The organism is Mycobacterium sp. ACS4054 (assembly GCF_001667275.1).
Classification (GTDB): domain Bacteria; phylum Actinomycetota; class Actinomycetes; order Mycobacteriales; family Mycobacteriaceae; genus Mycobacterium.
Map to the genome: position 1 here is coordinate 53,963 of NZ_LZHV01000042.1, position 23,804 is coordinate 77,766.

The 23,804-nt window shown below is 70.0% G+C and carries 21 protein-coding genes; 5 read left to right on the top strand and 16 right to left on the bottom strand.

Annotated features, from left to right (window positions below; translation table 11 throughout):
* The 8 genes from pyrF to A5730_RS11410 form a co-directional block, all read right to left on the bottom strand.
* Positions 1–828, bottom strand: a complete 828-nt coding sequence (gene pyrF, locus A5730_RS11375; RefSeq protein ID WP_067899823.1) for an orotidine-5'-phosphate decarboxylase — start codon at positions 826–828, stop codon at positions 1–3.
* Complete coding sequence (carB, locus tag A5730_RS11380) at positions 825–4,190, bottom strand: carbamoyl-phosphate synthase large subunit (protein ID WP_067899826.1); 3,366 nt, start codon at positions 4,188–4,190, stop codon at positions 825–827. The genes pyrF and carB overlap by 4 nt, the downstream gene beginning before the upstream one ends.
* Positions 4,190–5,323 (bottom strand): glutamine-hydrolyzing carbamoyl-phosphate synthase small subunit, encoded by a 1,134-nt coding sequence (carA, locus tag A5730_RS11385; protein ID WP_067899829.1) that lies wholly within the window; start codon positions 5,321–5,323, stop codon positions 4,190–4,192. The genes carB and carA overlap by 1 nt, the downstream gene beginning before the upstream one ends.
* Entirely contained in the window at positions 5,320–5,829 is a 510-nt protein-coding gene (locus A5730_RS11390; RefSeq protein WP_067899974.1) for a transporter, read from the bottom strand. Before A5730_RS11390 ends, carA begins: the two co-directional genes overlap by 4 nt.
* Complete coding sequence (locus A5730_RS11395) at positions 5,826–7,118, bottom strand: dihydroorotase (protein WP_067899834.1); 1,293 nt, start codon at positions 7,116–7,118, stop codon at positions 5,826–5,828. Before A5730_RS11395 ends, A5730_RS11390 begins: the two co-directional genes overlap by 4 nt.
* Positions 7,115–8,059 carry an aspartate carbamoyltransferase catalytic subunit gene (locus A5730_RS11400; protein WP_067899837.1) on the bottom strand — a complete coding sequence of 315 codons (945 nt, stop codon included), beginning with the start codon at positions 8,057–8,059 and terminating at the stop codon, positions 7,115–7,117. The genes A5730_RS11395 and A5730_RS11400 overlap by 4 nt, the downstream gene beginning before the upstream one ends.
* Complete coding sequence (pyrR, locus tag A5730_RS11405; RefSeq protein ID WP_067899838.1) at positions 8,056–8,628, bottom strand: bifunctional pyr operon transcriptional regulator/uracil phosphoribosyltransferase PyrR; 573 nt, start codon at positions 8,626–8,628, stop codon at positions 8,056–8,058. Before pyrR ends, A5730_RS11400 begins: the two co-directional genes overlap by 4 nt.
* A gap of 150 nt (positions 8,629–8,778) precedes the next feature.
* Positions 8,779–9,204, bottom strand: coding sequence for a cellulose-binding domain-containing protein (locus A5730_RS11410; protein WP_067899842.1), 426 nt, complete (start codon positions 9,202–9,204; stop codon positions 8,779–8,781).
* Between the two features lie 170 nt (positions 9,205–9,374).
* On the opposite strand from A5730_RS11410, the gene A5730_RS11415 reads away from it, so the two are divergent.
* Genes A5730_RS11415 through A5730_RS11425 form a run of 3 tightly spaced genes read left to right on the top strand, consistent with a single transcriptional unit; the run spans position 9,375 to position 11,495 of the window.
* On the top strand, positions 9,375–9,740 hold the full coding sequence (locus A5730_RS11415) for an STAS domain-containing protein (RefSeq protein WP_067899977.1): 366 nt from the start codon (positions 9,375–9,377) through the stop codon (positions 9,738–9,740).
* A gap of 5 nt (positions 9,741–9,745) precedes the next feature.
* Positions 9,746–10,951 (top strand): serine hydrolase, encoded by a 1,206-nt coding sequence (locus A5730_RS11420; RefSeq protein ID WP_067899845.1) that lies wholly within the window; start codon positions 9,746–9,748, stop codon positions 10,949–10,951.
* Positions 10,952–10,955: 4 nt separating this feature from the next.
* Positions 10,956–11,495 carry a GNAT family N-acetyltransferase gene (locus A5730_RS11425; protein WP_067899846.1) on the top strand — a complete coding sequence of 180 codons (540 nt, stop codon included), beginning with the start codon at positions 10,956–10,958 and terminating at the stop codon, positions 11,493–11,495.
* 13 nt (positions 11,496–11,508) lie between these two features.
* On the opposite strand, the gene A5730_RS11430 is transcribed toward A5730_RS11425, so the two are convergent.
* The 7 genes from A5730_RS11430 to A5730_RS11460 form a co-directional block, all read right to left on the bottom strand.
* Entirely contained in the window at positions 11,509–14,208 is a 2,700-nt protein-coding gene (locus tag A5730_RS11430) for a fumarate reductase/succinate dehydrogenase flavoprotein subunit (protein WP_067899849.1), read from the bottom strand.
* Positions 14,205–14,942 (bottom strand): ABC transporter ATP-binding protein, encoded by a 738-nt coding sequence (locus tag A5730_RS11435; protein ID WP_067899851.1) that lies wholly within the window; start codon positions 14,940–14,942, stop codon positions 14,205–14,207. The genes A5730_RS11430 and A5730_RS11435 overlap by 4 nt, the downstream gene beginning before the upstream one ends.
* The gene (locus A5730_RS11440) at positions 14,939–15,796 is read right to left on the bottom strand and encodes an ABC transporter permease (RefSeq protein ID WP_055403689.1); all 858 of its coding nucleotides are present in this window, start codon (positions 15,794–15,796) and stop codon (positions 14,939–14,941) included. Before A5730_RS11440 ends, A5730_RS11435 begins: the two co-directional genes overlap by 4 nt.
* A complete protein-coding gene (locus tag A5730_RS11445; protein ID WP_067899853.1) occupies positions 15,793–17,181 on the bottom strand; it encodes an ABC transporter substrate-binding protein in 1,389 nt (462 codons plus the stop codon). The genes A5730_RS11440 and A5730_RS11445 overlap by 4 nt, the downstream gene beginning before the upstream one ends.
* A gap of 14 nt (positions 17,182–17,195) precedes the next feature.
* The gene (locus A5730_RS11450) at positions 17,196–17,426 is read right to left on the bottom strand and encodes a ferredoxin family protein (RefSeq protein WP_067282619.1); all 231 of its coding nucleotides are present in this window, start codon (positions 17,424–17,426) and stop codon (positions 17,196–17,198) included.
* Positions 17,423–18,157 carry a GntR family transcriptional regulator gene (locus A5730_RS11455; RefSeq protein ID WP_067899857.1) on the bottom strand — a complete coding sequence of 245 codons (735 nt, stop codon included), beginning with the start codon at positions 18,155–18,157 and terminating at the stop codon, positions 17,423–17,425. Before A5730_RS11455 ends, A5730_RS11450 begins: the two co-directional genes overlap by 4 nt.
* Before the next feature lie 123 nt (positions 18,158–18,280).
* A complete protein-coding gene (locus A5730_RS11460; RefSeq protein ID WP_082946801.1) occupies positions 18,281–19,555 on the bottom strand; it encodes an MFS transporter in 1,275 nt (424 codons plus the stop codon).
* 290 nt (positions 19,556–19,845) lie between these two features.
* Here A5730_RS11460 and A5730_RS11465 point away from each other — a divergent pair, with 290 nt between their 5' ends.
* Positions 19,846–20,622, top strand: a complete 777-nt coding sequence (locus A5730_RS11465) for a hypothetical protein (RefSeq protein ID WP_067899860.1) — start codon at positions 19,846–19,848, stop codon at positions 20,620–20,622.
* A gap of 46 nt (positions 20,623–20,668) precedes the next feature.
* Positions 20,669–20,929, top strand: coding sequence for a hypothetical protein (locus A5730_RS11470; protein ID WP_231994673.1), 261 nt, complete (start codon positions 20,669–20,671; stop codon positions 20,927–20,929).
* 1 nt (position 20,930) lies between these two features.
* Here the strand turns inward: A5730_RS11470 and A5730_RS11475 are convergent, their stop codons facing one another.
* A complete protein-coding gene (locus tag A5730_RS11475) occupies positions 20,931–23,786 on the bottom strand; it encodes an aminotransferase class I/II-fold pyridoxal phosphate-dependent enzyme (RefSeq protein ID WP_067899864.1) in 2,856 nt (951 codons plus the stop codon).
* Positions 23,787–23,804 lie beyond the last annotated feature (18 nt).

The following is a 23,804-nucleotide window of genomic DNA, read 5'->3' on the forward strand; positions in this document are numbered from 1 at the left end:
CTACGAGGCGCCCAGGTAGGCGACGGCGTCCAGCATCCGCTCGCCGGCCGCCCGCAGTTCGGGCACGCCCGGCCCCGTGCGCAGCACCTCGCGGGCCACCGCGGGCAGCAGCTGGCCCGGATCCGCCCCGCCCAGCCCGGCGAGCGCCTCGGGCCGTCCGCCCTGCACGCCCAGGCCCGGCACCAGCACCGGTCCGCCCAGCGCGCTGAGGTCGGGGGCCTGAAGCACCGTCGCGCCGACCACCACGCCGACGTAGCCGGGCCCGTGCGGCGTGGCGGACTTGTTCACCACCGCCGCCTGGTCGACGACCAGCTGAGCCACCGTGCGGCCGTCGAAGGCGGCGCGCTGCACGGTCGCGCCCTCGGGGTTGGACGTGGCGGCCAGCACGAACACGCCCCGGTCGTGCGCTGCGGCCGCCTCCAGCAGCGGGCGCAGCGAGCCGAACCCCAGATACGGCGAGGCCGTCACCGCGTCGGCGGCCAGCGGCGAGTCCCCCGCCCAGGCGGCGGCGTAGGCGGCCATCGTCGTGCCGATGTCACCGCGCTTGGCGTCGGCCAAAACCAGCACCCCCGCCGCGCGCAGGGCCGCGATGGTGCGTTCCAGCACCGCGAACCCGGCGGCGCCGTAGGGCTCGAAGAACGCGACCTGGGGCTTGACGACGGCGAACCCGGCGAACGCCTCGACGCAGATGTCGCAGAACGCCGCCACCCCGTCGGCCGTGGCCGGCAGGTCCCAGGCGCGCAGCAGCTCGGGGTGCGGATCGATGCCCACACACAGCGGCCCGCGTTGCGCCTTCGCCTCGGCCAGCCGCAGCCCGAACCCGGTCACCGGTCGCCTTGCCCGGGCGCGGCGCCCTGGCCCATCAGGCTGTGCAGCTCCTGCAGGGACCGCACGCCGATATCGCCGCGGATGCCCGCCTCGATGCCCTGGATGGCGGCCGAGGCGCCCTGCACCGTCGTGACGCAGGGAATGTTCACCGAGACCGCGGCGGAGCGGATCTCGTAGCCGTCGATGCGCGGACCGGAGTTGCCGTAGGGCGTGTTGATCACCATGTCGACCTCGCCGGCCTTGATCGCGTCCACGGCGGACATCGCGGGTCGCCCGTCGCCCGGCGGCTCGAAGTGCTTGCGGACCTCGTCGCACGGAATCCCGTTGCGCCGCAACATCTCCGCCGTGCCGTCGGTGGCCAGCACCCGGAAGCCCAGGTCGGCCAGGCGCTTGACCGGGAACACCAGCGACCGCTTGTCCCGGTTGGCGACCGAGACGAAGATGGTGCCCTCGGCGGGCAGCGACCCGTAGGCGGCGGTCTGGCTCTTGGCGAAGGCGCTGCCGAAGTCGCGGTCGATGCCCATCACCTCGCCGGTCGATTTCATCTCCGGACCCAGCAGCGAATCGATCGCGGCCCCGTCGGTGCGCCGGAAGCGGTGGAACGGCAGCACGGCCTCCTTGACCGCGATCGGGGCGTTCTGGGCCGCGTGGGCGCCGTCCCCGGCGGCCGCCAGCATGCCCTCGGCGCGCAGCTGGGGAATGTTGGCGCCCAACATGATCCGGGCGCACGCCTTGGCCAGCGGGATCGCGGTGGCCTTGGACACGAAGGGAACCGTTCGGCTCGCTCGCGGGTTGGCCTCCAGGACGTAGAGCACGTCGTCCTTGAGGGCGTACTGCACGTTGAGCAGCCCGATCACGCCGATGCCGTGGGCGATGGCCTCGGTGGCGCGGCGCACCTTCTCGATGTCGCTGCGGCCCAACGTGACCGGCGGCAGCGCACACGCCGAGTCACCGGAATGGATGCCCGCTTCCTCGATGTGCTCCATGATGCCGCCGATGTAGACCTCGCTGCCGTCGCACAACGCGTCGACGTCGATCTCCACCGCGTCCTCGAGGAAGCGGTCGACCAGCACCGGGTGTTCGGGCGACAGTTCGGTGGCCCGGGTGATGTAGCCCTCCAGCGTCTCCTCGTCGTAGACGATCTCCATGCCGCGGCCGCCCAGCACGTACGACGGCCGCACCAGCACCGGGTAGCCGATGTCCTCGGCGATCCGGCGGGCCTGCGCGAAAGTCGTTGCCATGCCGTACTTCGGCGCCGGTAACCCGGCGCCGGTCAGCACGTCGCCGAAGGCCCCGCGGTCCTCGGCCAGATCGATCGCGTCCGGCGGGGTGCCCACGATCGGGACCCCGGCGTCGGCCAGGCGCTGCGCCAGCCCGAGCGGGGTCTGCCCGCCCAGTTGCACGATGACCCCGACCACCCCGGGCCCCGCCCCGGCCGACTGCTGTTCGGCGTGGAAGACCTCGAGGACGTCCTCGAAGGTCAGCGGCTCGAAGTACAGCCGGTCGGCGGTGTCGTAGTCGGTGGACACCGTCTCCGGGTTGCAGTTGACCATCACGGTCTCAAAACCGGCCTGGCTCAACGTGGTTGCGGCGTGCACACAGCTGTAGTCGAATTCGATGCCCTGGCCGATCCGGTTGGGTCCCGACCCGAGGATCAGCACCTTGGGCCGCTCGGCCTGCGGCGCCACCTCCGTCTCGGCGGCGGGGTCGAGTTCGTAGCTGCTGTAGTGGTAGGGCGTCTTGGCCTCGAACTCGGCCGCGCAGGTGTCCACGGTCTTGTACACCGGGTGGATGCCAAGGCGCTCGCGCAGCGAGCGCACGCCGTTCTCCCCCGCCAATTCCGGCCGCAGCGCGGCGATCTGGCGGTCCGACAGCCCGCTGTGTTTGGCCCGCCGCAGCAGGTCGATGTCGAGCACCGGGGAGTCCACCAGCTCGGCGCGCAGCTTGCCCAGCTCGCCGATCTGGGCCAGGAACCACGGGTCGACGCCGCTGGCCTCGGCGACCTGCTCGATCGACGCGCCCAGCCGCAGCGCCAGCTCGATGTCGTAGAGCCGGCCCTCGGTCGGGGTGCGCAGCCGCCTCAGCACCTCGCCGACGTCCTCGTCCGGGTCGGGTTTGGTCCAAAAACCCGCGCGGGTGGTCTCCAGCGATCGCATCACCTTGCCGAGCGCCTCGATGAAGTTGCGGCCCAACGACATCGCCTCGCCGACGGACTTCATCGTGGTGGTCAGGGTGGGATCGGCCCCGGGGAACTTCTCGAACGCGAACCGCGGCGCCTTGACGACGACGTAGTCGAGGGTGGGTTCGAAGCAGGCCGGCGTTTCCTTGGTGATGTCGTTGACGATCTCGTCGAGGCTGTACCCGATGGCCAGTTTGGCGGCGATCTTGGCGATCGGGAAGCCGGTCGCCTTCGAGGCCAGCGCGCTGGACCGGGACACCCGCGGGTTCATCTCGATGACGATCAGCCGGCCGTCGGCCGGGTTGACCGCGAACTGGATGTTGCAGCCGCCGGTGTCCACGCCGACCTCGCGCAGGATCGCGATGCCCAGGTCGCGCATCCGCTGGTATTCGCGGTCGGTGAGGGTCATGGCGGGGGCGACGGTGACCGAGTCGCCGGTGTGCACGCCCATCGGGTCGAAGTTCTCGATCGAGCACACCACGACCACGTTGTCGTTGCCGTCGCGCATCAGCTCGAGCTCGAATTCCTTCCAGCCGTAGATCGATTCCTCGATCAGCACGTTGGCGCTGGGGCTTTCGGCCAGGCCGGCGCCGGCCATCCGGTCGACCTCCTCGACGGACCGCGCCATGCCCGAGCCCAGCCCGCCCATGGTGAAGCTGGGCCGCACCACCACCGGCAGCCCGAGCTCCTCGACCGTCTCGCGCACCTCTTCCATGGTGAAACACACTCGGCTGCGGGCGGATTCACCGCCCACCTTGGCCACGATGTCCTTGAACATCTGTCGATCCTCGCCGCGCTGGATGGCGTCGATGTCCGCCCCGATCAGCTCGACACCGTGGCGCTCGAGCGCCCCGTTCTCGAACAGCGCGACCGCGGTGTTGAGCGCCGTCTGCCCGCCCAGCGTGGCCAGCAGCGCGTCGATCTTGTTGCCGCGCTCGGCCTGCTGGGCGATCACCCGCTCGACGAACGCCGGGGTGATCGGCTCGACGTAGGTGTGGTCGGCGTACTCGGGGTCGGTCATGATGGTGGCCGGGTTGGAGTTGATCAGGCTGACCTGCAGCCCCTCCGCCCGCAGCACCCGGCAGGCCTGGGTGCCCGAGTAGTCGAACTCGGCGGCCTGGCCGATCACGATCGGCCCCGAGCCGATCACCAGCACGTGGTTGAGGTCGGTGCGACGTGGCACTAGCGGCCCCTTCCGCTTTCTCGGGAAGCCATCAGCTCGATGAATTGGTCGAACAGGTATTCCGCGTCGTGCGGACCGGCGGCGGCCTCCGGGTGGTACTGCACCGAGAACGCCCGGCCGTCAGCGAGTTTCACGCCCTCGACCACCCCGTCGTTGGCGCACGTGTGGCTGACGACGGCCGCGCCGAACGGCGTGTCGAAGGACTGGCCCGCCTCGCCTTCCAGCGCGAAGCCGTGGTTCTGGGCGGTGACCGCCACCCGCCCGGTGGCGTGGTCCATCACCGGGATGTTGATGCCGCGGTGCCCGAAGACCATCTTGTAGGTGGACAGCCCCAGCGCCCGGCCCAGGATCTGGTTGCCGAAACAGATGCCGAACAACGGGATCCCGGCCCCCAGCATCTCGCGGGTGAGCGCGACGACCTGATCGGCGGTGGCCGGATCGCCGGGGCCGTTGGACAGGAACACGCCGTCGGGGGAGATGTCGGCGATCTGCTCGAAGCTCGCGGACGACGGCAGCACGTGGCTGCGGACGCCGCGGCGGGCGAAGTTGCGCGGCGTGTTGGTCTTAATCCCCAGGTCCAGCGCGACCACCGTGAACCGCTGCGGCCCTTCGGGTTCCACGATGTAGCGCTCCGGCGTGCTGACCTCGCCGGCGAGGTCGGCGCCCAGCATCGACTGCTGGCCCCGCACCCGCTCCACCAGCTCGGCCGGGTCGGCGAGCGCGTTGCCGGAGAACACCCCGGCCTTCATCGAGCCGCGGGTGCGCAGGTGGCGCACGACCGCCCGGGTGTCGATACCGGCGATCCCGACGATGTGCTGGCGCACCAGCTCGTCCTCCAGGGTGCCGGTGGCGCGCCAGTTGGAGGCGCGCGGCGACGGGTCGCGCACCGCGTAGCCGGCGACCCAGATCTTGTCGCCCCGGCTCTCGGCGTCCTCGGTGTTCCAGCCGGTGTTGCCGATCTGCGGCGCGGTGGCCACCACGATCTGCCGGTGGTAGCTGGGGTCGGTCAACGTTTCCTGGTAGCCGGACATGCCGGTGGAGAACACGGCCTCGCCGAGCGTTTGGCCGACCTTGCCGAACGGCGTGCCGGTGAAGACGCGGCCGTCCTCCAAGACCAGTAGCGCCTTGTTCACGCGGCTCCCTTCTCGTCGGATTTCAGCCAGGGGTCATAGTCGTCGCGGTGGTTGGCCCGAAAGCCGGTGTCGATCTCGGCGCCCGATGGCAGCCGCCACCGAATCGCCAATATCCCGATCCGGGCCACCGCCCTGCCGCCCATGCTGCGCTCCATCCGGATGCCGGTAATCGAGTCTTTCGGAATCCAAATCGGTTGGGCGCGTACGCGTTCCACCATAATTCCGCCGGCATAGCGGGTCAGCACCCCCTTGCTGCGGAACCCGAGATCGCCGGCCGCGATCCGTTCGTGCCAGCCCGGCGCCAGCATGGAACCGCAGTAGTGTCCGCGGGTGGTGATCAGGGCCGCGCCCACCTGGTCGGGAATGTCGGGCAGGTCACCGACCAGTTCATCCTGCCGCTCCGAGCGCCGCCGCCAGCTGCGCATCATCAGCTGGATCACCACCGCGATCACCACCACCAGCACAGCCGCGAAGATCAGCGATCCCACCAGCGTGCCCGAATTCATGCCGGGCACTTCCCGTCTCGAGCGGTGAGCTTGCCGCGCAGCAGCGTCGCCGTCACCGTGGCCGGCAGGGCCATCGACTCGAAAGGCGTGTTCGCCGACCGGCTGGCCAGATCGGAGCCGGCGACGGTCCAGGTGGCGTCCGGGTCCACCACCGTCAGGTTGGCCGGCTCCCCCACCTCCAGCGGGCGGCCGTGATCGGGCAGGCCGACGATCCGCGCCGGGTTCTCGCTCATCACCCGGGCGACGTCGCGCCAGCTCAACAGGCCCGGCGTCACCATCGTCTGGACCACGACGGACAGGGCGGTCTGCAGGCCCAGCATGCCGGGACGCGCGGCGGCGAACTCCACGCACTTCTCGTGCTCGGCGTGCGGGGCGTGATCGGTGGCCACGCAGTCGATGACGCCGTCGGCCAGGGCCTGCCGCAGCGCCTCGGCGTCGGCGGCCTCGCGCAGCGGCGGGTTGACCCGATTCACCCCGTCATAGCTGGCCAGCCGGCCGTCGTCGAGCAGCAGATGGTGCGGGGTGACCTCGGCGGTGATCGAGATGCCTTGTCCCTTGGCCCATTTCAGAAGCTCGACGGTGCCGGCGGTGGACGCGTGGCAGATGTGGATGCGGGCGCCGGCGTCACGGGCCAGCAGCGCGTCGCGGGCGACGATCGATTCCTCGGCGGCCCGCGGCCAGCCCGAGAGCCCCAGCCGGGCGGCGTTGGGTCCCTCGTGCGCGACGGCGCCGACGGTCAGCCGGGGCTCCTCGGCGTGCTGGGCGATCAACACGCCCAGGCCGGTCGCGTACTCGAGGGCGCGGCGCATCACCAGCGGGTCGTGCACGCAGACGCCGTCGTCGGAGAACATCCGCACCTGTGCGGCGCCGGCCGCCATCATGCCCATCTCGGTCAGCTCGACCCCGCCCAGCCCCACGGTGACGGCGCCGACGGGGTGCACGTCGACCACCCCCACCTGCTGGCCGCGGTGCCAGACGTGGTCGGTCACCACCGGGCTGTCGGCGACCGGATTGGTGTTGGCCATCGCGAACACCGCGGTGTACCCGCCCAAGGCCGCTGCGGCCGAGCCGGTTTCGATGTCCTCGGCGTATTCGCGGCCCGGCTCGCGCAGGTGGGTGTGCAGGTCGACGAACCCGGGCAGCAGCACCTGGCCGGTGGCGTCGATGACATCGGCCGTATCCGGGATGGCGAGGCCCGCTCCGATTTCGGCGATCTGGCCGTCATCGACCAGCACGTCGACGCGATCCCCCTCGCCGTACAACCGGGCCCCGCGGATGAGCACGCTCACGCTGCGATCTCCTCTGCCCCCACCAGCACATGGAACAGCACCGCCATCCGCACGTGCACGCCGTTCGAAACCTGTTGCAGCACCGCCGATTGCGATGAGTCGGCGACCGAGGAGGAGATTTCCATGCCACGCAGCATCGGACCCGGGTGCAGCACCACGGCGTGGCCGGGCAACATCGCCTGGCGGCGATCGGAAAGCCCGTAGCGGGACGAGTATTCGCGCACCGACGGGAAGAAGCCGCCGTTCATCCGCTCGGCCTGCACGCGCAGCATCAGCACCGCATCGGCGGCGGGCAGCTCGGCGTCGAAGTCGTTCGAGACGGTGACGGGCCAGCCCTCGACGCCGACCGGCAACAGCGTGGGCGGCGCCACCAGCACCACCTCGGCGCCCAGCGTGTGCAGCAGCATGACGTTGGAGCGGGCCACCCGGCTGTGCAGGATGTCGCCGACGATCACGATGCGCCGGCCCTCGATGCCGCCGAGGCGCTGGCGGATGGTGAGCGCGTCGAGCAGCGCCTGCGTCGGATGTTCGTGCGTGCCGTCGCCGGCGTTGATCACCGAGGGGCCGTCGTTGGCGGTGCCGGTCCATTCGGCCAGCAGGTGCGCGGCGCCCGAGGCCGGGTGCCGGATGATCAGCGCGTCGGCGCCGGCCGCGCGCAGCGTCAACGCGGTGTCGCGCAGCGACTCCCCCTTGCCGACCGAGGATCCGGCCGCGCTGACGTTGATCACGTCGGCGCTCATCCACTTGCCGGCGACCTCGAACGACACCCGGGTGCGGGTGGAGTTCTCGTAGAACATCGTGATGACGGTGCGCCCGCGCAGGGTCGGCAGCTTCTTGATCTCGCGGCCGACCAGGGCCTGGGCGAACCGGTCGGCGTCGTCGAGGATGGCGGTGGCGTCGTCGCGGGTCAGGTCGCCGGCGGCGAGCAGGTGCCGTGTCATCGGGAGATCACCACCGCGTCGCGGCCGTCCTGCTCGCTCAGCAGCACGTGCACGCTCTCGCTGCGGGAGGTGGGGACGTTCTTGCCCACGTAGTCGGCGCGCAGCGGCAGCTCGCGGTGGCCACGGTCGACCAGCACCGCCAGCTGCACCACCCGGGGGCGGCCGACGTCGCGCAGCGCGTCCAGCGCGGAGCGCACCGATCGCCCGGAGTACAGCACGTCATCGATGAGGATCACCAGCGCGTCGTCGATGCCACCGGCCGGAATCGAGGTGGCCTCCAGCGGCCGCGGCGGCTTCTGCATGAGATCGTCGCGGTAGAGGGTGATGTCGAGGGCGCCGTGGCCCACTTCCACCCCGCTGTACTCGGCGATGTTGGTCGCCAGCCGCCCGGCCAGGGTGACGCCGCGCGTCGGGATGCCCAATAGGACCACCCGCGGCGCGTCCGGCCCGTCCAGCGCGGTCTTTTCGATGATCTGATGCGCGATGCGGGAAATGGTGCGACCGACGTCGGCCGCCGACATCAGTTCCCGGGCTCCGCGGTCCACGCCGCTCTCACCCACAGCACCCATGCGAGACTTGACCTCCTTCTCCGCCTCGCCGGACGGATCGTTAAAGGATGTCGACTGCCCGGCAGCGTAGCACCTATCTCACGCGGGGTCGGATGCGAGGCACGCGCGCGCCGCCGTCGGGGCGCGCCGAAGGTCAGTGCGCCGTAGCGGCTACGTGCACGGGATCTGCCCGTTGAGCACGCAATTCGACGGCGGCGTGAAGGAACCGATCACCACACCCCGCATGCCACCCGTGGCCGAACCACCGGGGGGAATGCTGCGATTCCAGTTGGCGGGGGTGAGCACGTAGTGCGTGCCCGATTGGGTGATGGTGCTGTTCCACGTGTGCAGGACGGATTGTCCCGCCGGCATGTCGAAGTCGATCCGCCAATCGGTGAGCGGCACCATGCTCGCGTTGGTGACGGCGAAGTTGGCGATGAAACCGGTCTGCCACGCATGTTCCACCGACAACGTCGCCGAGGCCGCGGCCGCCTGGGCCGCGGGGGCGACGGCGAGGCCCGTGGCGACCAGCAATGCCGACACGGTGACGTGCAGCGCCGTGCGCCAGCGCTGCACGCGATTGATCAGTGCGGCCATGGCAGCCACATTAGGGGCGTACAGGCGGCGCGGGCCCTCGCGCCGCGGGCACGCTGCAGGACCTTTGCCCAACCGAAACCGTCGTGAAATTTTGCCCTCGGCACACCGGGGCGCCGCCGGTGTGTCGGACCGGGTGTCGGCCGCCGCGGAGCAGAAAGTAGGTTCGGGTGGTGAGCGAGGAGTTCTGGGTCAACCGCCGCGACGCCGGGGATGCGGTGGTGCTGCAGGTCAGCGGCGTGGTCGACATCATCACCGCGCCCTCGCTCGCCACGCACATCGACGTCGCGCTGGCCGGCACACCCGCGGTGCTGGTCATCGACCTCACCGAAGTCGATTTCCTATCGTCCGCGGGCATCACCGTGCTGGTCGAGGTGCATCGCCTGACCGAGAACAGCCCGACGTCATTGCGGGTGGCGGCCGACGGCTCGGCCACCAGTCGGCCGCTGCGGATCGTGGGCCTCGACGAGTTCATCAACCTCTACCCGACCGTGGACGAAGCCTTGGCCGGAGCTCCCCCGGGCCCGACGCTAACCTGATTCGGGTGAATCTCGACGCCAACGCGGCCTCCATCCGCGAAGTCTGCGACGCGGGCCTGCTAGCCGGTGCGCTGACGGTGGTGTGGCAGCGCGGAGAAGTGTTGCAGGTCAACGAGATCGGCTATCGCGATGTGGACGCGCACCTGCCGATGCGGCGGGACACGCTGTTCCGGATCGCGTCGATGACCAAGCCGGTCACCGTCGCGGCCGTGATGAGCCTGGTGGACGAGGGCAAGCTGACGCTGAAGGACCCCGTCGTGCGCTGGGCGCCGGAGCTGGCCGACCTGCGGGTGCTCGACGACCCGCGCGGCCCGCTGGACCGGACCCACCCGGCGCGGCGCGCCATCCTGATCGAGGATTTGCTCACCCACACCAGCGGAATGGCCTACGGGTTCTCGGTGTCCGGGCCGATCGCCAAGGCCTACGTGCGGCTGCCCTTCAACCAGGGCCCGGACGCGTGGCTGGCCGAGCTGGCCAAGCTGCCGCTGGTGCACCAGCCCGGCGACCGCCTCACCTACAGCCACTCCATCGACCTGCTGGGCGTCATCGCCTCGCGTATCGAGGACAAGCCGTTCCACGAGGTTCTCGACGAACGGGTGCTGGGCCCGGTGGGCATGCCCGACACCGGGTTCTTCGCCTCCCCCGACACCCGCCGCCGCGCCGCGACCATGTACCGGCTCGACGACCGGGGGCAGCTGCACCACGACGTGATGGGCCCGCCCCACATCAAGCCGCCCTCCTTCCCCAACGCGGGCGGCGGGTTGTGGTCGACGGCCGACGACTACCTGCGGTTCGTGCGCATGCTGCTCGGCGACGGAACGATCGACGGCGTGCGGGTGCTCTCGCCCGAGTCCGCCCGCCTGATGCGCACCGACCGGCTCACCGACGAGCAGAAGCGCCACGACTTCCTGGGGGCGCCCTACTGGGTGGGCCGCGGCTTCGGGCTGAACCTGTCGGTGGTGACCGACCCGGCGAGGTCGGCGCCGCTGTTCGGGCCCGGCGGGCTCGGGACGTTCAGCTGGCCGGGCGCGTACGGGACGTGGTGGCAGGCCGACCCGACGGCCGACCTGGTCCTGCTGTATCTGGTGCAGAACCTGCCCGACATGTCCGCGGACGTGGCCGCGGCGATCGCCGGCAACACCTCGTTGGCGAAACTCCAATCGGCGCAACCCAAATTCGTCCGCCGCACCTATTCCGCGCTCGGCCTCTAGCACCGTGGCCGACTACCCGCCCGATCGCATCACCGGCCCCCGGCTGGTGCTGCGCCGGCCCGTGCTCGACGACGCCGGCGCGCTGTACCAGCGGGTCGCCCGCGATCCCGAGGTCACCAAGTATCTGATGTGGGCGCCGCATCCCGACGTGGCGGCGACGCGGCGGGTGATCACCGAGAAGCTCAACGCCACGCCCGACGAGCGAACCTGGGCGATCGAATTGCGCCACAGCGGCGAGGTGGTCGGCCTCACCAGTTGCCGCCGCCCGGTGCCGCATTCGGTCGAGATCGGGTACTGCCTGGGCCGGCGGTGGTGGGGCAAGGGCTTAATGCGCGAGGTGCTCGAGATGCTGCTCGACGCGCTCGACGGCGACCGGGCGGTGTATCGGGTGTGGGCCACCTGCAACGTCGACAACGAGCGCTCCGCGCGGCTGCTGGAGCGCGCCGGCTTCGTGCTGGAGGGCCGGCTGGCCCGCCACGCCGTCTACCCCAACCTGGGCCTCGAGCCGCAAGACAGCCTGCTCTACGCCAGGATCCTGCGGTGATCCTCGGCGAACCCTAGACCGCAGGCGACCCGGCCTCCTCCAGCGCCCGGCGCGCGTAGGCGCGCACGTCGGCGTCGGTGTCCTTGAGCGCGATACCCAGCGCGTCGCGCGCGGCGGGCTCGCCGGCCCAGCGCGTCAGGCTCAGCACGGCCGCCTTGCGCACGTCGAGATGCGCGTCGGCGAGCGCCTCGGCCAGCGCCGGCACCGCGACGCCGGCTGTGGCGCCCGCCAAGGCCCGCGCCGCGCCCTGGCGCACCTGCCAGGCCGGCGCCCGCAAGGCCGCTTCCACGGCGGCGACATTCTCTGGGCCACAGCCTATTTCGCCCAAGGCGGCCAGCGCCGCCGCGCGGACCAGCGGGTCCGGGTCGGCGGTCAGCGCGCCGACCGCCTCGGCGCCGCCGCGCAGCGTCGCCAGGCCGGCCGCGGCCGCGATCCGGACCTCCCGGCTCTCGTCCCCGGTCGCGGCGACCACCCCGGCCACGTCGTCGACCGACACCAATGCCCGCACGGCCTCGATCCGCACCCGGTGGTCGGGATCGCTCAGCGCGCGGCGGTAATCCTCGGCATCGCCGACCCGCCGCGCGGCCAGCACGTAGAGGGCGGCCGCGCGCACCACCACGTCGCCGGACTCCAGCCGCGGCTGGACGTCGGCGGGCTCGGGTAACACCTCGACGAGCTCGCGAATCCCGTCGGCGCCGGTGCGGCGCACGGCGGCGTCGGTGTCGTCCAGCGCGGCGATCAGGGCGGGCGCGTAACCGTCGGGGATGTGCTCGGTGAGCGTGGCCACCGCGGTGCGGCGCACCCCCGGGTCGGGATCGACCAGAAACGGCCGCAGTCCGGCGATCGTCGGCTCCTCGAGGGCGAGCACCTCGGCGATGCGCGGCGACGGTGGCTCGAACGCCGTTGCGCCCGAGCCGATCCGGGACCGGGTGGTCGCCGGGGCCTGGCCGCCGACCAGCGGCGGCTGCTCCACCCGCTGAATGGTCTGGTCGACGGGCGGCAGGCCGTCCAGCTCCGGGACCGGCACGAAGTACGGCGCGACCGGCCGCTTCAGGAACGCCATCCCGCCGTCGGCGTCCTTGCGCAGGTTGAGGTGATAACCCCACTGACCGTCGTCGCGGCCGGGCAGGTCGGCCCGGTCGTGGTAGAGGCCCCAACGGGATTCGGTCCGGGTGAGCGAGGACCGGGCGGCCATCTCGGCGCAGTCCCGGATGAAGGACACCTCTACGGCGCGCATCAGCTCGTGCGGATTGCGCGCCCCCATGTCGGCGATTTCGTCGCGCATCCGATCGAAGGTGCGCACGGCGATGGACAGCTTCGCCGCCGTCTTCGGTGGGGCCACGTAGTCGTTGACGAACCGGCGCAGCTTGTACTCGACCTGAGGTTGGGGTGGCCCGTCGGGATGCCGCAGGGGCCGGTAGATCAGCTCGTGCGCCTCGCGCAGCTGGTCGTCCGGGAGTTGTTGCGGCGCATCCACGCCCGCGCAGGCGGTCGCCGCGTCGCTGCCGGCGAGGTCGCCGAAGACGAACGCCCCGATCATGTAGTTGTGCGGGACGCAGGCCAGGTCGCCGGCGGCATACAGGCCCGGCACCGTCGTGCGGGCGTGCTCGTCGACCCACACCCCCGACGCCGAATGGCCGCTGCACAAACCGATTTCGGAGATGTGCATCTCGATGTCGTGGGTGCGGTAGTCGTGACCGCGGTTGGCGTGGAAGGTTCCCCGGGTCGGCCGTTCGGTGGTATGCAGGATGTTCTCCAGCGCGGTCAGCGTTTCGTCGGGCAGGTGGGAGACCTTGAGATAGATCGGCCCGCGGGCGGAGTCGATCTCGCTTTTCACCTCGGACATCATCTGACCCGACCAGTAGTCGGAGTCCACGAACCGCTCGCCGTGCGCGTTGACCTGGTAGCCCCCGAACGGGTTGGCGACATAGGCGCACGCCGGGCCGTTGTAGTCCTTGATCAACGGATTCACTTGGAAGCACTCGATTCCCGAGAGTTCCGCGCCGGCGTGAAACGCCATCGCGTATCCGTCGCCGGCGTTCGTCGGGTTCTCGTACGTGCCATACAGATAACCCGATGCCGGCAGCCCCAGCCGCCCGCAGGCGCCGGTGGCCAGGATCACCGCCTTGGCGCCGACTGCGACGAATTCGCCGGTGCGCGTGTGCAGCGCGGCCGCGCCCACCGCGCGACCATCCTGAACCAGCACCCGCACCGGCATCAGCCGGTTCTCGATGCGGATCCGCTCCCGCATCGAGCGCTGCCGCAGCACCCGGTACAACGCCTTCTTGACGTCCTTGCCCTCCGGCATGGGCAGCACGTAGGAGCCGGAGCGGTGCACCCGGCGCACCGCGTATTCGCCGTGCTCGTCCTTCTCGAACTTCACGCCGTAGCGCTCCAGCCGCTGCACCATCGCGAAACCGCGGCTGGCGGTCTGATAAATGGTGCGCTGGTTGACGATTCCGTCGTTGGCGCGGGTGATCTCGGCGACGTAGTCCTCGGGTTCGGCCTTGCCGGGGATGACGGCGTTGTTCACGCCGTCCATCCCCATCGCCAACGCGCCGGAGTGCCGCACGTGTGCCTTCTCCAGCAGCAGCACCTGCGCGCCGCGCTCGGCGGCCGACAGCGCCGCCATGGTGCCGGCCGTGCCGCCGCCGATGACCAGCACGTCGCAGTCGAGGCGGACGGGCGTCGCCGGGTCCGGGATCTGGATCATGCCGCCACCGAATGGTTTAGGGCGGCAATGATTTCGGAGCGCAGTCGGTCCCTGGGCAGTTCGCCGCGGGGATCGGGCACGTCGATCGACGCGCGCAGCGGCTCGCCGGCGCGGCCGAGCACCACGATCCGGTCACCCAGCGCCAAGGCCTCGTCGACGTCGTGCGTGACGAAGACGATCGTCGTCGGATGCGTGCGCCAGGCGTCGATCAACAGCCGCTGCATCGCCGCCCGGGTCTGGGTGTCCAGCGCGCCGAACGGCTCGTCCATCATCACCGCGCGCGGCGCCCCGGCCAGGCCGCGGGCCAGCTGGACCCGTTGACGCATCCCGCCGGACAGGCTCTTGGGCAGGTAGTGGCCGAAGCCGGCCAGCCCGAGCTCGTCGATCCAGCGCTCCGCCTGCGCGCGCCGGGTGGCGCGCGGTTCGCCGCGCAACCGCAGCGCCAGCTCGATGTTGGACCGCACCGTGCGCCACGGCAGCAGGGCGTTGTCCTGGAACACCATGCCGCGGTCCCGGGAGGTGGCGGTGACCTCGGCCCCGTCGGCCAGCACCCGGCCCTCGTCGGGCCGCAGCAGCCCGGCGAGGGCACGCAGCAGCGTCGACTTGCCGCAACCCGACGGACCGGTCAGGACCAGGATCTCCCCCGGGCGCACCGTCAGGCTGAGCCCGTCGATCACCGGGGTTCCCGTGTAGGACAATCGAACTCGGTCCAGTTCGAGACCGACTGCTTTCATCGCGAGCCCTCCTGCGCGCGGGGCAACCAACGGGTCACCCGCCGGCCGACCACTTCCACGGCCGCCGACGTGGCGAACCCGAGGACGCCGATCGTGATGATGCCGACGAACACCTGCGGATAGGCCAGCATCGTGTAGTCCTGCCAGGTGCGGTAGCCGACGCCGAGACGGCCCGAGATCATCTCGGCGGAGATGACACAGATCCAGGCCACCCCCATGCCGACCGATAGCCCGCCGAAGACGCCGGGAAGGATGCCCGGCAACACCACCTGGGTCAGCACCTCCCAGCGTCCCCCGCCCAGGGTGCGCACCGAGTCCTCCCACAGCGTGGGCAGCGCACGCACCGCGTGCCGGGTGCTGACCATGATCGGGAAGTAGGCCGCGAGGAAGGTGATGAACACGATGCCCGCCTCGTCGGTGGGGAACAGCAGGATCGCCACCGGCACGATCGCGATCGCGGGAATCGGTCGGGCCAGCTCGGCGAGCGGCCCGAACAGGTCGGCGAACAGCCGGGAGCGGCCCAGCAGCACACCGGTCGCCACCCCGACCACCGCGGCCAGGCCGAAGCCGGTGAGGATGCGGATCAACGACTGGGCCAGGTCGAGCCAGTACTCGTACGCGCCGAGCCGGCGCTGCAGCGCGTGCACGATCTGGGTGACGGTGGGCAGCGTGTCGAATCGAAGCAGCAGTCGCACCTTGCCGGCGGTGAGCAACTGCCACAACCCGATTGCGGCCGCGACCGACGCCAGCCGCAGCAGCCGTGACCGCCACGGCGAGGGCAATTGCCGCGGCCGGGTGAGCGTGGGCGTCGAGACCACGCCCAGGACCTGGTCGGCCACCACTTCGGCGGTCATACCGAACCTCCCAATGCCTGTTGATAATTCACGACGACGCCGTCCGGGTGCGCGGCCAGATAGCGCCGCGCCCCGGCCTGGGTGCCGAATGGCAGATAGTTCTGGCCGTATTTGACCCAGACCGCCTTGTCGGCGAACCATCGGGTGCCGAGCTCGGCGTCGGGGACGTAGGCCGCGCGGACCTTGCCGCCGCGGGCGGTGGCGTCGGCGATCGCCCGCAGCAGCGCGGTGGGGCTGGCGACCGTCTGGGTCGTGTCGGCCCCGTCCAGCCACAGCTCGCCGGCCAGCGCGGGGTCGCCGGCGAGGGCCGACGGGTTGGTGGTGCGCGCGCGGGTCGCGGCGTAGTCCAGCCCGCGGGCGGCGAACACCGCGCGCAGCGGGTCGTCCACGGTGAACTTCGTGACGTCGAGGTCGGCGAAGTCGCCGATCGACTTCAGGTACGGCACATCGCTTTTCAACGCGTCGACGAGCGACGGCTTGAGCGTGGTGTCGAACGACGTCCCGCCCGGCCCGTTGTAGAGGTACACCACCTCCTGCGGCAGCCCGCTGGCCTGCGCGACGATGCGCGCGGCCTCCAACGGCTTGTCGTTCAGGAGATCGGTGGCGTCCAGTTGCGCCTGCAGGAACGCCGCCAGCACCTCCGGGTGCGCGGACGCGTACGAGCGCCGCACCACCACACCGTGCAGCGTCGGAAAATTCAGCTCGGCCCCGTCGTAGAGCAGCTTGGCCTTGCCCTGGTACACCAGCAGCCCCGGCCACGCGACGAACTGCGAAAGGCCGTTCACCTGACCGGATTCCAGCGCGGAGGCACCCACCTGCGGCTGCTGGTTGAGCACCTCGACGCCGGTGATCCCGGCCCGGCCCAGCGCGCGCACCAACGTGCCGTGGCCCGCCGAGCCCACACTGGCCGACACCTTGCTGCCGGCCAGGTCGGCCAGCCCGGTCGCCGACGAATCGGGCGCCACCACCACCATGTTCAGCGCGCCCTTGGGGTTGTAGCCGGTGATCGACACCAGCTCGGTGCGGGCCAGCGGGTTGGCCTGCGTCTTGGATCCGTTGATCAGCATCGGGTAGTCACCCATCGACCCGATGTCGATCTTCTCCGCGAGCATCTGCGCGGTGATCGGGGCGCCGGTGTCGTAATCCTGCCAGCGCACCGCGTATTTGGTGCCGGTGCGCGCGGTGATGTCGGCCAACCGGTGCTCGAGGTAGCCCTGCGCGCGCAGCAGCGTGCCGGCGGTGACGGTGTTGATGGTCTTGGACTGGTATCCGACCACGACGTTGACCACACCGGAGGATTGCGAGAACGATTCCAGCGAGCACCCGGTGGCGAACACGACGACGGTGAACGTCACCGAAAGCAGCCGGAGGGCATGCTTTTTCATGATGGCTTCGGGTTTCAGCGGAGTAGATAGGGCATGTTGACCGTCACGGCGCCGGTCGGACAGCGGGCCGCGCACGGGCCGCAGTACCAGCACTCGTCGACGTGCATGTACGCCTTGCCGGTGTCGGGGTTGATGGCCAGCGCGTCGAGCGGACAGACCTCCACGCACAGGGTGCAGCCGTCGATACACAACGACTCGTCGATCGTCACCGGCACGTCGGCGCGAGTGTTGTTGACCAGCGTCATGTATCGCTCCTTATCAGGCTGCCGCGCATGGTGATTCGATCACCGCGCATGCGGATGTACTCCAAATCGACGGGCGTGCCGTCAGCGAGGCTGGTGAGCCGCTCCAGCATGAGCAGCGCCGCGCCGTCGGGCACCTGCAGGGTGGCCGCCGAATGCGCGTCGGCGGGGATGGCCTCCAGGGCCAGCGCCGCCGACCCCAGCCGCTGGCCGCTGACCTGTTCGATAAGCGCGAACAGATCGTTGGTCTCCAGCGGGTGGTCCAGCACCCGCGCTCCGATGTCCGGGGTCAGGTAGGTCAGGTCGAGGCTGAGCGGCAGATCGCCGAGGTATCGCAAGCGTTCGATGAACACCGCCTGCTCGCCGGGTTGCAGCCGCAGCCGGCGGGCCACCGACGGCGGCGCGGTGACGGCCATCGCGGCGCGCACCTCGTTGCGCACCTCGCCGCGGTTCTTGAACGTCTCCTTCAACCCCAGCAGCGTGTCCAGGCCGTGGTCGTACTTGCGCTGGGCGACGTGCGTGCCGACCTTGGGTCCGCGGTCGATCAGCCCCTCATGCTTCAGCACCGCGAGCGCCTCACGAATCGTGTTGCGCGACACCAAGAATTCGGCCGCTAACTCGTGTTCGGCCGGCAGTCCGCCGGGGTAGGCGTCGGCGTGGATCTGCTGGCGCAACACGTCGGCCACCCGCCGGGCGCGGTCGGCCCGTGGTCGGCTGCTGATCGGTTGCGCCACGCGGCCACGCTAACGCAGCTCAGGGGCGTTATTTGGGTGCCCGAAAACGGTCCGCCGGGGCGTCCGCGCGCATTGCGCCGGGGCGTATTCGAAGACGACCAGCGCAAACAACGGCCGCCGGCGCTATTGCGCCACCCCGGACACGACGCCGTCTTTCCAATCCCCGTGAGCGGAACGGTGCTCGGGCTCATGGGGCGCCGCCGTTCGGTGCCCGGACTCGAGCGGCACCAGCGACACGGCCGCCAACGGGAACAGCGCGCAAAGCGCCCATGCGGCCGGGTATTCGGCCGCCGTGATGAGTGCACCGAAGACCGGGGGCGCGGCGGCGGCCGTCAACCGTTGGGTGGTGTTCTGCAGCCCCAACGCCCGGCCGCTCCAGAACGGCCCGGCGTACTCGGTGATGGCGGTGGCCTCCAGCCCGTTGTCGAGCGCCGCGATAACCGCGATCGCGACCATGAGCAACACGTCGTAGCCCGAACCCGTGTTGTCGGTCAGGGCGAGCAGGAACAGGGCCAGCGCGGCGGCGATGGCGATTATGCGGACCGGTCGCATCCGCGAGCCGACGAGATCCGACCAGCGCCCGACCGCGATCCGCCCCGCCGCGCCCAGCAGCTGGCACAGGGTGACGAGCCCGCCGGCGGCCGCGACCGACCAGCCGTGGCGATTGATCAGCCAGACGAGCATGAACGTCACGGTCAGCGCCTGCGGGATCATCAGCAGCGCGCTCACCGCGTGGATCCGCCACAGCACCGACGATCCGCGATAGGGACTGGCCAATTCCGCGCCGGTGGCCAGTGTGCGCGGTTTCCGCGGCGGATCGGCGATCCCCAGCACGGCGGCCACCGCGGCCACGGTGCACATGAGGGCCAGGAACATCAGCCCGCGGCGGGGGCCGCGCTCGGCCAGCTCCGGTATCACCAGCGCGCCCAGGGCGATGCCCAGGGGTTGCGCGGTCTGCCGGATCCCCATCGCCAGGCCCCGTTGATGCGACGGGAACCAGGCGGACACCAGCCGGCCGCCGGCGGTGTTGCAGCCGGCCGCCGCCATCCCGCCGAGAAACAGGAAGACGCCGATCTCGGCCATCGAATGGGCGGACGCCGCGGCGTAGGCCGCCGCCGCCGTCAGGGCCGATCCGGCGGTCAATACCACCCGCTCACCGACCCGGTCCAACATCCAGCCCCAGAGCACGAGCGTGACGACCATGCCCCAGCTCGGCATCGACGCCAGCAGGCCGGCTTCGATCAACGTGATGCCGCGGCGCGCCTGCAGCGAAGGGATGAGGAACGCAACGCCATTGATGAAGAGGAAGGACGACGCCGTCACCCCCAAGGAGACGACCATGACCGACCAGCGCGCGCCCGCGCCGAGTTGGCCGGCGCCGCTGACCTCGGGATGCATGCAATCCATAGTGGCACGGCGATTGCCGTGCACCGGGCGCCGTGACGCGTCCGAAATCCGTAACTTATTGAATGCTAAGGTATTTCATACTTCATGTTAAGTGCGGCAACGCCTCTTGTCGCCGCTTACGGCTCGGAATACGTTGTGCGCGTGCCGTTTTAGCGATTCGGCAAAAGGGCTCCGCGAGAGTACGATTCACAGCCGGCGCATAACGAAAACTTATGCGCATACTCAGAGTTTCTCAGCGCCGCTACCCTGGAGCGCATCGGCAACCGGACCGGGGGGTGCGCATGAGTGACGTGTCGCGGCAGGCGTTGACCAAGGTGCCCGCGGTCACCCTGGGTTTCTGGATCATCAAGATCTTGGCCACCACCCTGGGCGAGACCGGCGGCGACACCGTCACCATGACCCTGAACTGGGGCTACGCGGCGGGGGTCGCGCTGTTCGGCGTCGCGCTGGTGGTGTTGGTGGCCGCCCAAATCCTGGCCAAGCGTTTCCACGCCAGCCTCTACTGGGCGACGATCGTGGCCTCGACGACGTTCGGCACGACGCTGGCCGACTTCGCCGACCGATCGCTCGGCATCGGCTACACCGGCGGGTCGCTGGTGCTGCTGGCCTGCCTGCTGGCCACCCTGGGCCTTTGGCGCTGGTCGCAGGGCACCGTCTCGGTCACCACCGTCTCGACGCCGAAAGTCGAGGCCTTCTACTGGGCGACCATAACCTTCTCGCAGACCCTGGGCACCGCGCTCGGCGATTGGCTGGCCGACACCCGCGGATTCGGTTACGAGCGTGGGGCGTTGGTGTTCGCGGCCGGTCTGGCCGTGGTGATCGCCCTGTACTACTGGACCGCCATCTCGCGCGTCGCGTTGTTCTGGGTCGCGTTCATCCTGACCCGGCCGCTCGGCGCGACGATCGGCGACTTCATCGACAAGCCGGTGGCCGACGGCGGCCTGGCAATGAGCCGCCCGCTGGCCTCGGCGGTGCTCGCCGCGGTCATCGTGGCCCTGCTCGTCGTGCTGCCGCAGCGGCCGGGACGCCACCCCGGCGCGGCCCGGGAAGACGCCTGACCGCTCTCAGCGGGTTCCCAGCGACGCGACCTACGCTGAAGTAGTCATGTCTGATACCGCACGCCCCGCGCGTCGTCAGAACGGCGCGCTCACCCCACTGCTGATTTTCGCCGCCACGGTCCTCGGCTCCGCCCTACTGGCGGCCGCGCCGGCCAACGCCGATCCCAGCCCGTTCAACACCCTCAATTGCACCTGCCCGACGACCGCTCCGGCCGGCAGCCCGGCCCGGCACGACGCGATCGCGAATGGGATCCGGCTGGGTGAGCTCGGCTGGCCGCCGCCGACCACGCCGGAGCAGGCCGGCTAGCTCAAGCGTCCTCGCTGACGACCTGCGCGGCGCCGTCGCCGTTGAGCGCCCCGTTCAGCCCGGAGGCGTCCGAGGGCAGCTCGAAGGAATGGAACGCCGAACCCACCGCGGCCAACGCCGCGTTGCGCTGGGCCTCCATCCGCGCCAGCGCGGCCTCGGTGAACACCGACAGCCCGAGGTCGGGGTTGTACCCGTGGATCTCTTTGACGTCGAGCTGGGCCAGGAAGTAGATGATCTCCTTGGAGACCACCTGGCCGGGAACCAGCACCGGGAACCCCGGCGGGTAGGGCACCACGAACGTGGTGGACACCAGCGTCTTGCCCTCGGCCAGCCGTCGTCCCGCCATGCCGATCAGGACGTGCTCGCGGTCGGACTCCTCGTATCCGGCGTAGAAGGCCGACCGCATGTCGCCGAACATGCACGCGTCGACGGGCCGGAAGGCCATGTCGAACTCGCTGAAGTCGGGCAGGTGCGGCAGGTCCTGGGTGATCTCCTCGACGTGCCGCTCCTGCAACGCCCGGTCGGCGACGCTGGCCGCCTTCTCGACGCGATCGAAATCGATTGCCACCCTGCGCAACACGTCGAGCAGGTAGTGCACGCTCGACCACGTGACCCCGATGGTGAAGATCAACAGCACGCTGTTGATCGATGTCTTGTTGATCTGGATGCCGAACCGCTCCATCAGGATCTTTTCGCGGAAGTCGTAGCCGTTCATCCCGGTCTTGCCGACGAACAGGGTCACCCGCGTCGCGTCCAGCACGAACTGATCCGACCGCCACGCCTCGTTCCACTCGGCCAGCGCACCCTGCCTGACCTCCCGGTACGAACTCACCGACGACGCCCGGAACTCCTCGGGCACCAGGTCGGACTCGTCGAGAATGCGAAACCACCTGCTGATCAACCGGTCTCGGCGCACCCGGTGCCGGAAGACCAGCGCCATGTCGTAGGTCTGCCGGACCAGCTGGAAGCCCTCGATGTCGACCTGACGGCGGGCCAGGTCCAGCGAGGCCAGCAGCTGCTGGTTGGGCGAGGTCGACGTGTGGGTCAAAAACGCCTCACCGAACGCGTCGCGCGTCAGCGCGTTGAAGTCCTGGTCGCGGATGTGGATCATCGACGCCTGGCGAAGCGCCGACAGCGACTTGTGCGTCGAGTGCGTCGCGTAAACGCGGACCCGCGCCTTGGCGGGGTCGGGCAACAGCGGTCGCTCCACCCACTCCGACCGTTCGACGCCTTCCATCTCCGCCGCCCAAACCCGGTGCTCCGCAGCGTATTCCGACGAGGCCAGCATCTTCTCGAGACGCTCGGCCGCCACCATCGCGGTCCGCTGCCGGGCCCACGGCACGGCCGTGGCGAACGCGTACCAGGCCTCGTCCCACAAGAAGACGATGTCCGGCTTGATCGCCAGCACCTCCTTCATCACCTGCAGCGGGTTGTAGACCACGCCGTCGAAGGTGCAGTTGGTCAGCAGCAGCATCCGCACCCGGGACAACTGACCGGCGGCCTCGAGATCCAGCAGCGTCTGCTTGATCGTCCGCAGCGACACCGCCCCGTAGATGGCGAACTGCGGCAACGGATACGCGTCGAGGTACAGCGGGTACGCGCCTGCCAGCACCAGCCCGTAGTGGTGCGACTTGTGGCAGTTGCGGTCGATCAGCACGATGTCGCCCGGCCGGGTCAGGGATTGGACGACGATCTTGTTGGCGGTCGAGGTGCCGTTGGTGACGAAATACGTGTGGTCGGAATTCCACGTGTGCGCGGCCTTGTCCATCGCCTTCTTGATGTTGCCGTGCGGGTCGAGCAACGAGTCCAGGCCGCCGGACGTGGTCGAGGTCTCGGCCATGAAGATGTTGCGGCCGTAGAACTCGCCCATGTCCTGCAACGACTTCGAGTTGAAAATGCTGGCACCACGCGCGACGGGCAGCGCGTGGAACTGGCCCACCGGCGCCGCCGCGTACGCACGCAGCGCATCGAAAAACGGTGTGGCGTAACGGTTCCGCAGCCCGGCAAGCACCGTGCTGTGCAGGTCGGTGACGTCGTTGAGCCGGTAGAACGTCCGGTCGTAGACGTCGGGCTCGGTGTCGTCGCCCGCCGCGATCGACTCGTCGGTGAGCAGGTACAGGTCGATGTGGGGCCGCAGCTCGCGGATCCACTCGCCGCACTCCACCCAGTCGTTGGCGTGGTCGGGAATGGCGCCGCCCTCCGCGGCCTCATTGGGCCCGAGCAACGTGTTCATCAGCGGCAGCCGGTCGCGGGACCGCAGCGGCAGGTCGTCGCGGATGATCGCGGCCTGAATCTCGCCGTTCAGCGCGACCGCGGTGATGGCGTCTTCGACGCTGGGCACCACCAGGATTTCGAACTGCACGTCGTCGGACGCGTTGCGCAGGGCCCGCAGGCACTCGGCCAGGCAGTCGGGCGCCGTGGCCGGCGCGTCGTCGGCGAGCAACACGGTGTAGAACTGCTGCTGTTTGGCCTGGGCCACCAGCTCCTGGTCGCCCAGCGGTGCCGAGGTGTCGAAAAGCCCTGCCCGATCCCCGTATTCGCTCAGCAGTCGCACGGCCATGGACACCTCTTCGGTAAGCCGCACCGTGGAAAGGCTCTCGAGGTGCGCCCGGAAGCTCGCCAGGTTCGCCGCGCCGGGATACAGCCAGTACCGCTCGTAGGCCGCGATTCGGTCCATCAGCCGCTTGACCCGGGCCACGTCGTGCGTCTTGTCGAGCCCGGCCAGGTCGACCTCGGCGAGGTGACGGCACGCGTCGTCGAGCAGGTTCCAGGTGTCGACGCGGGCGTAGGACGGGTTGGCCACCGCCGCCAGCGCGGAGACCCGGAGGCGTCGCGGCTGGGTGGTGTATCGAGTCATGATCTCACCTGTTCTTCT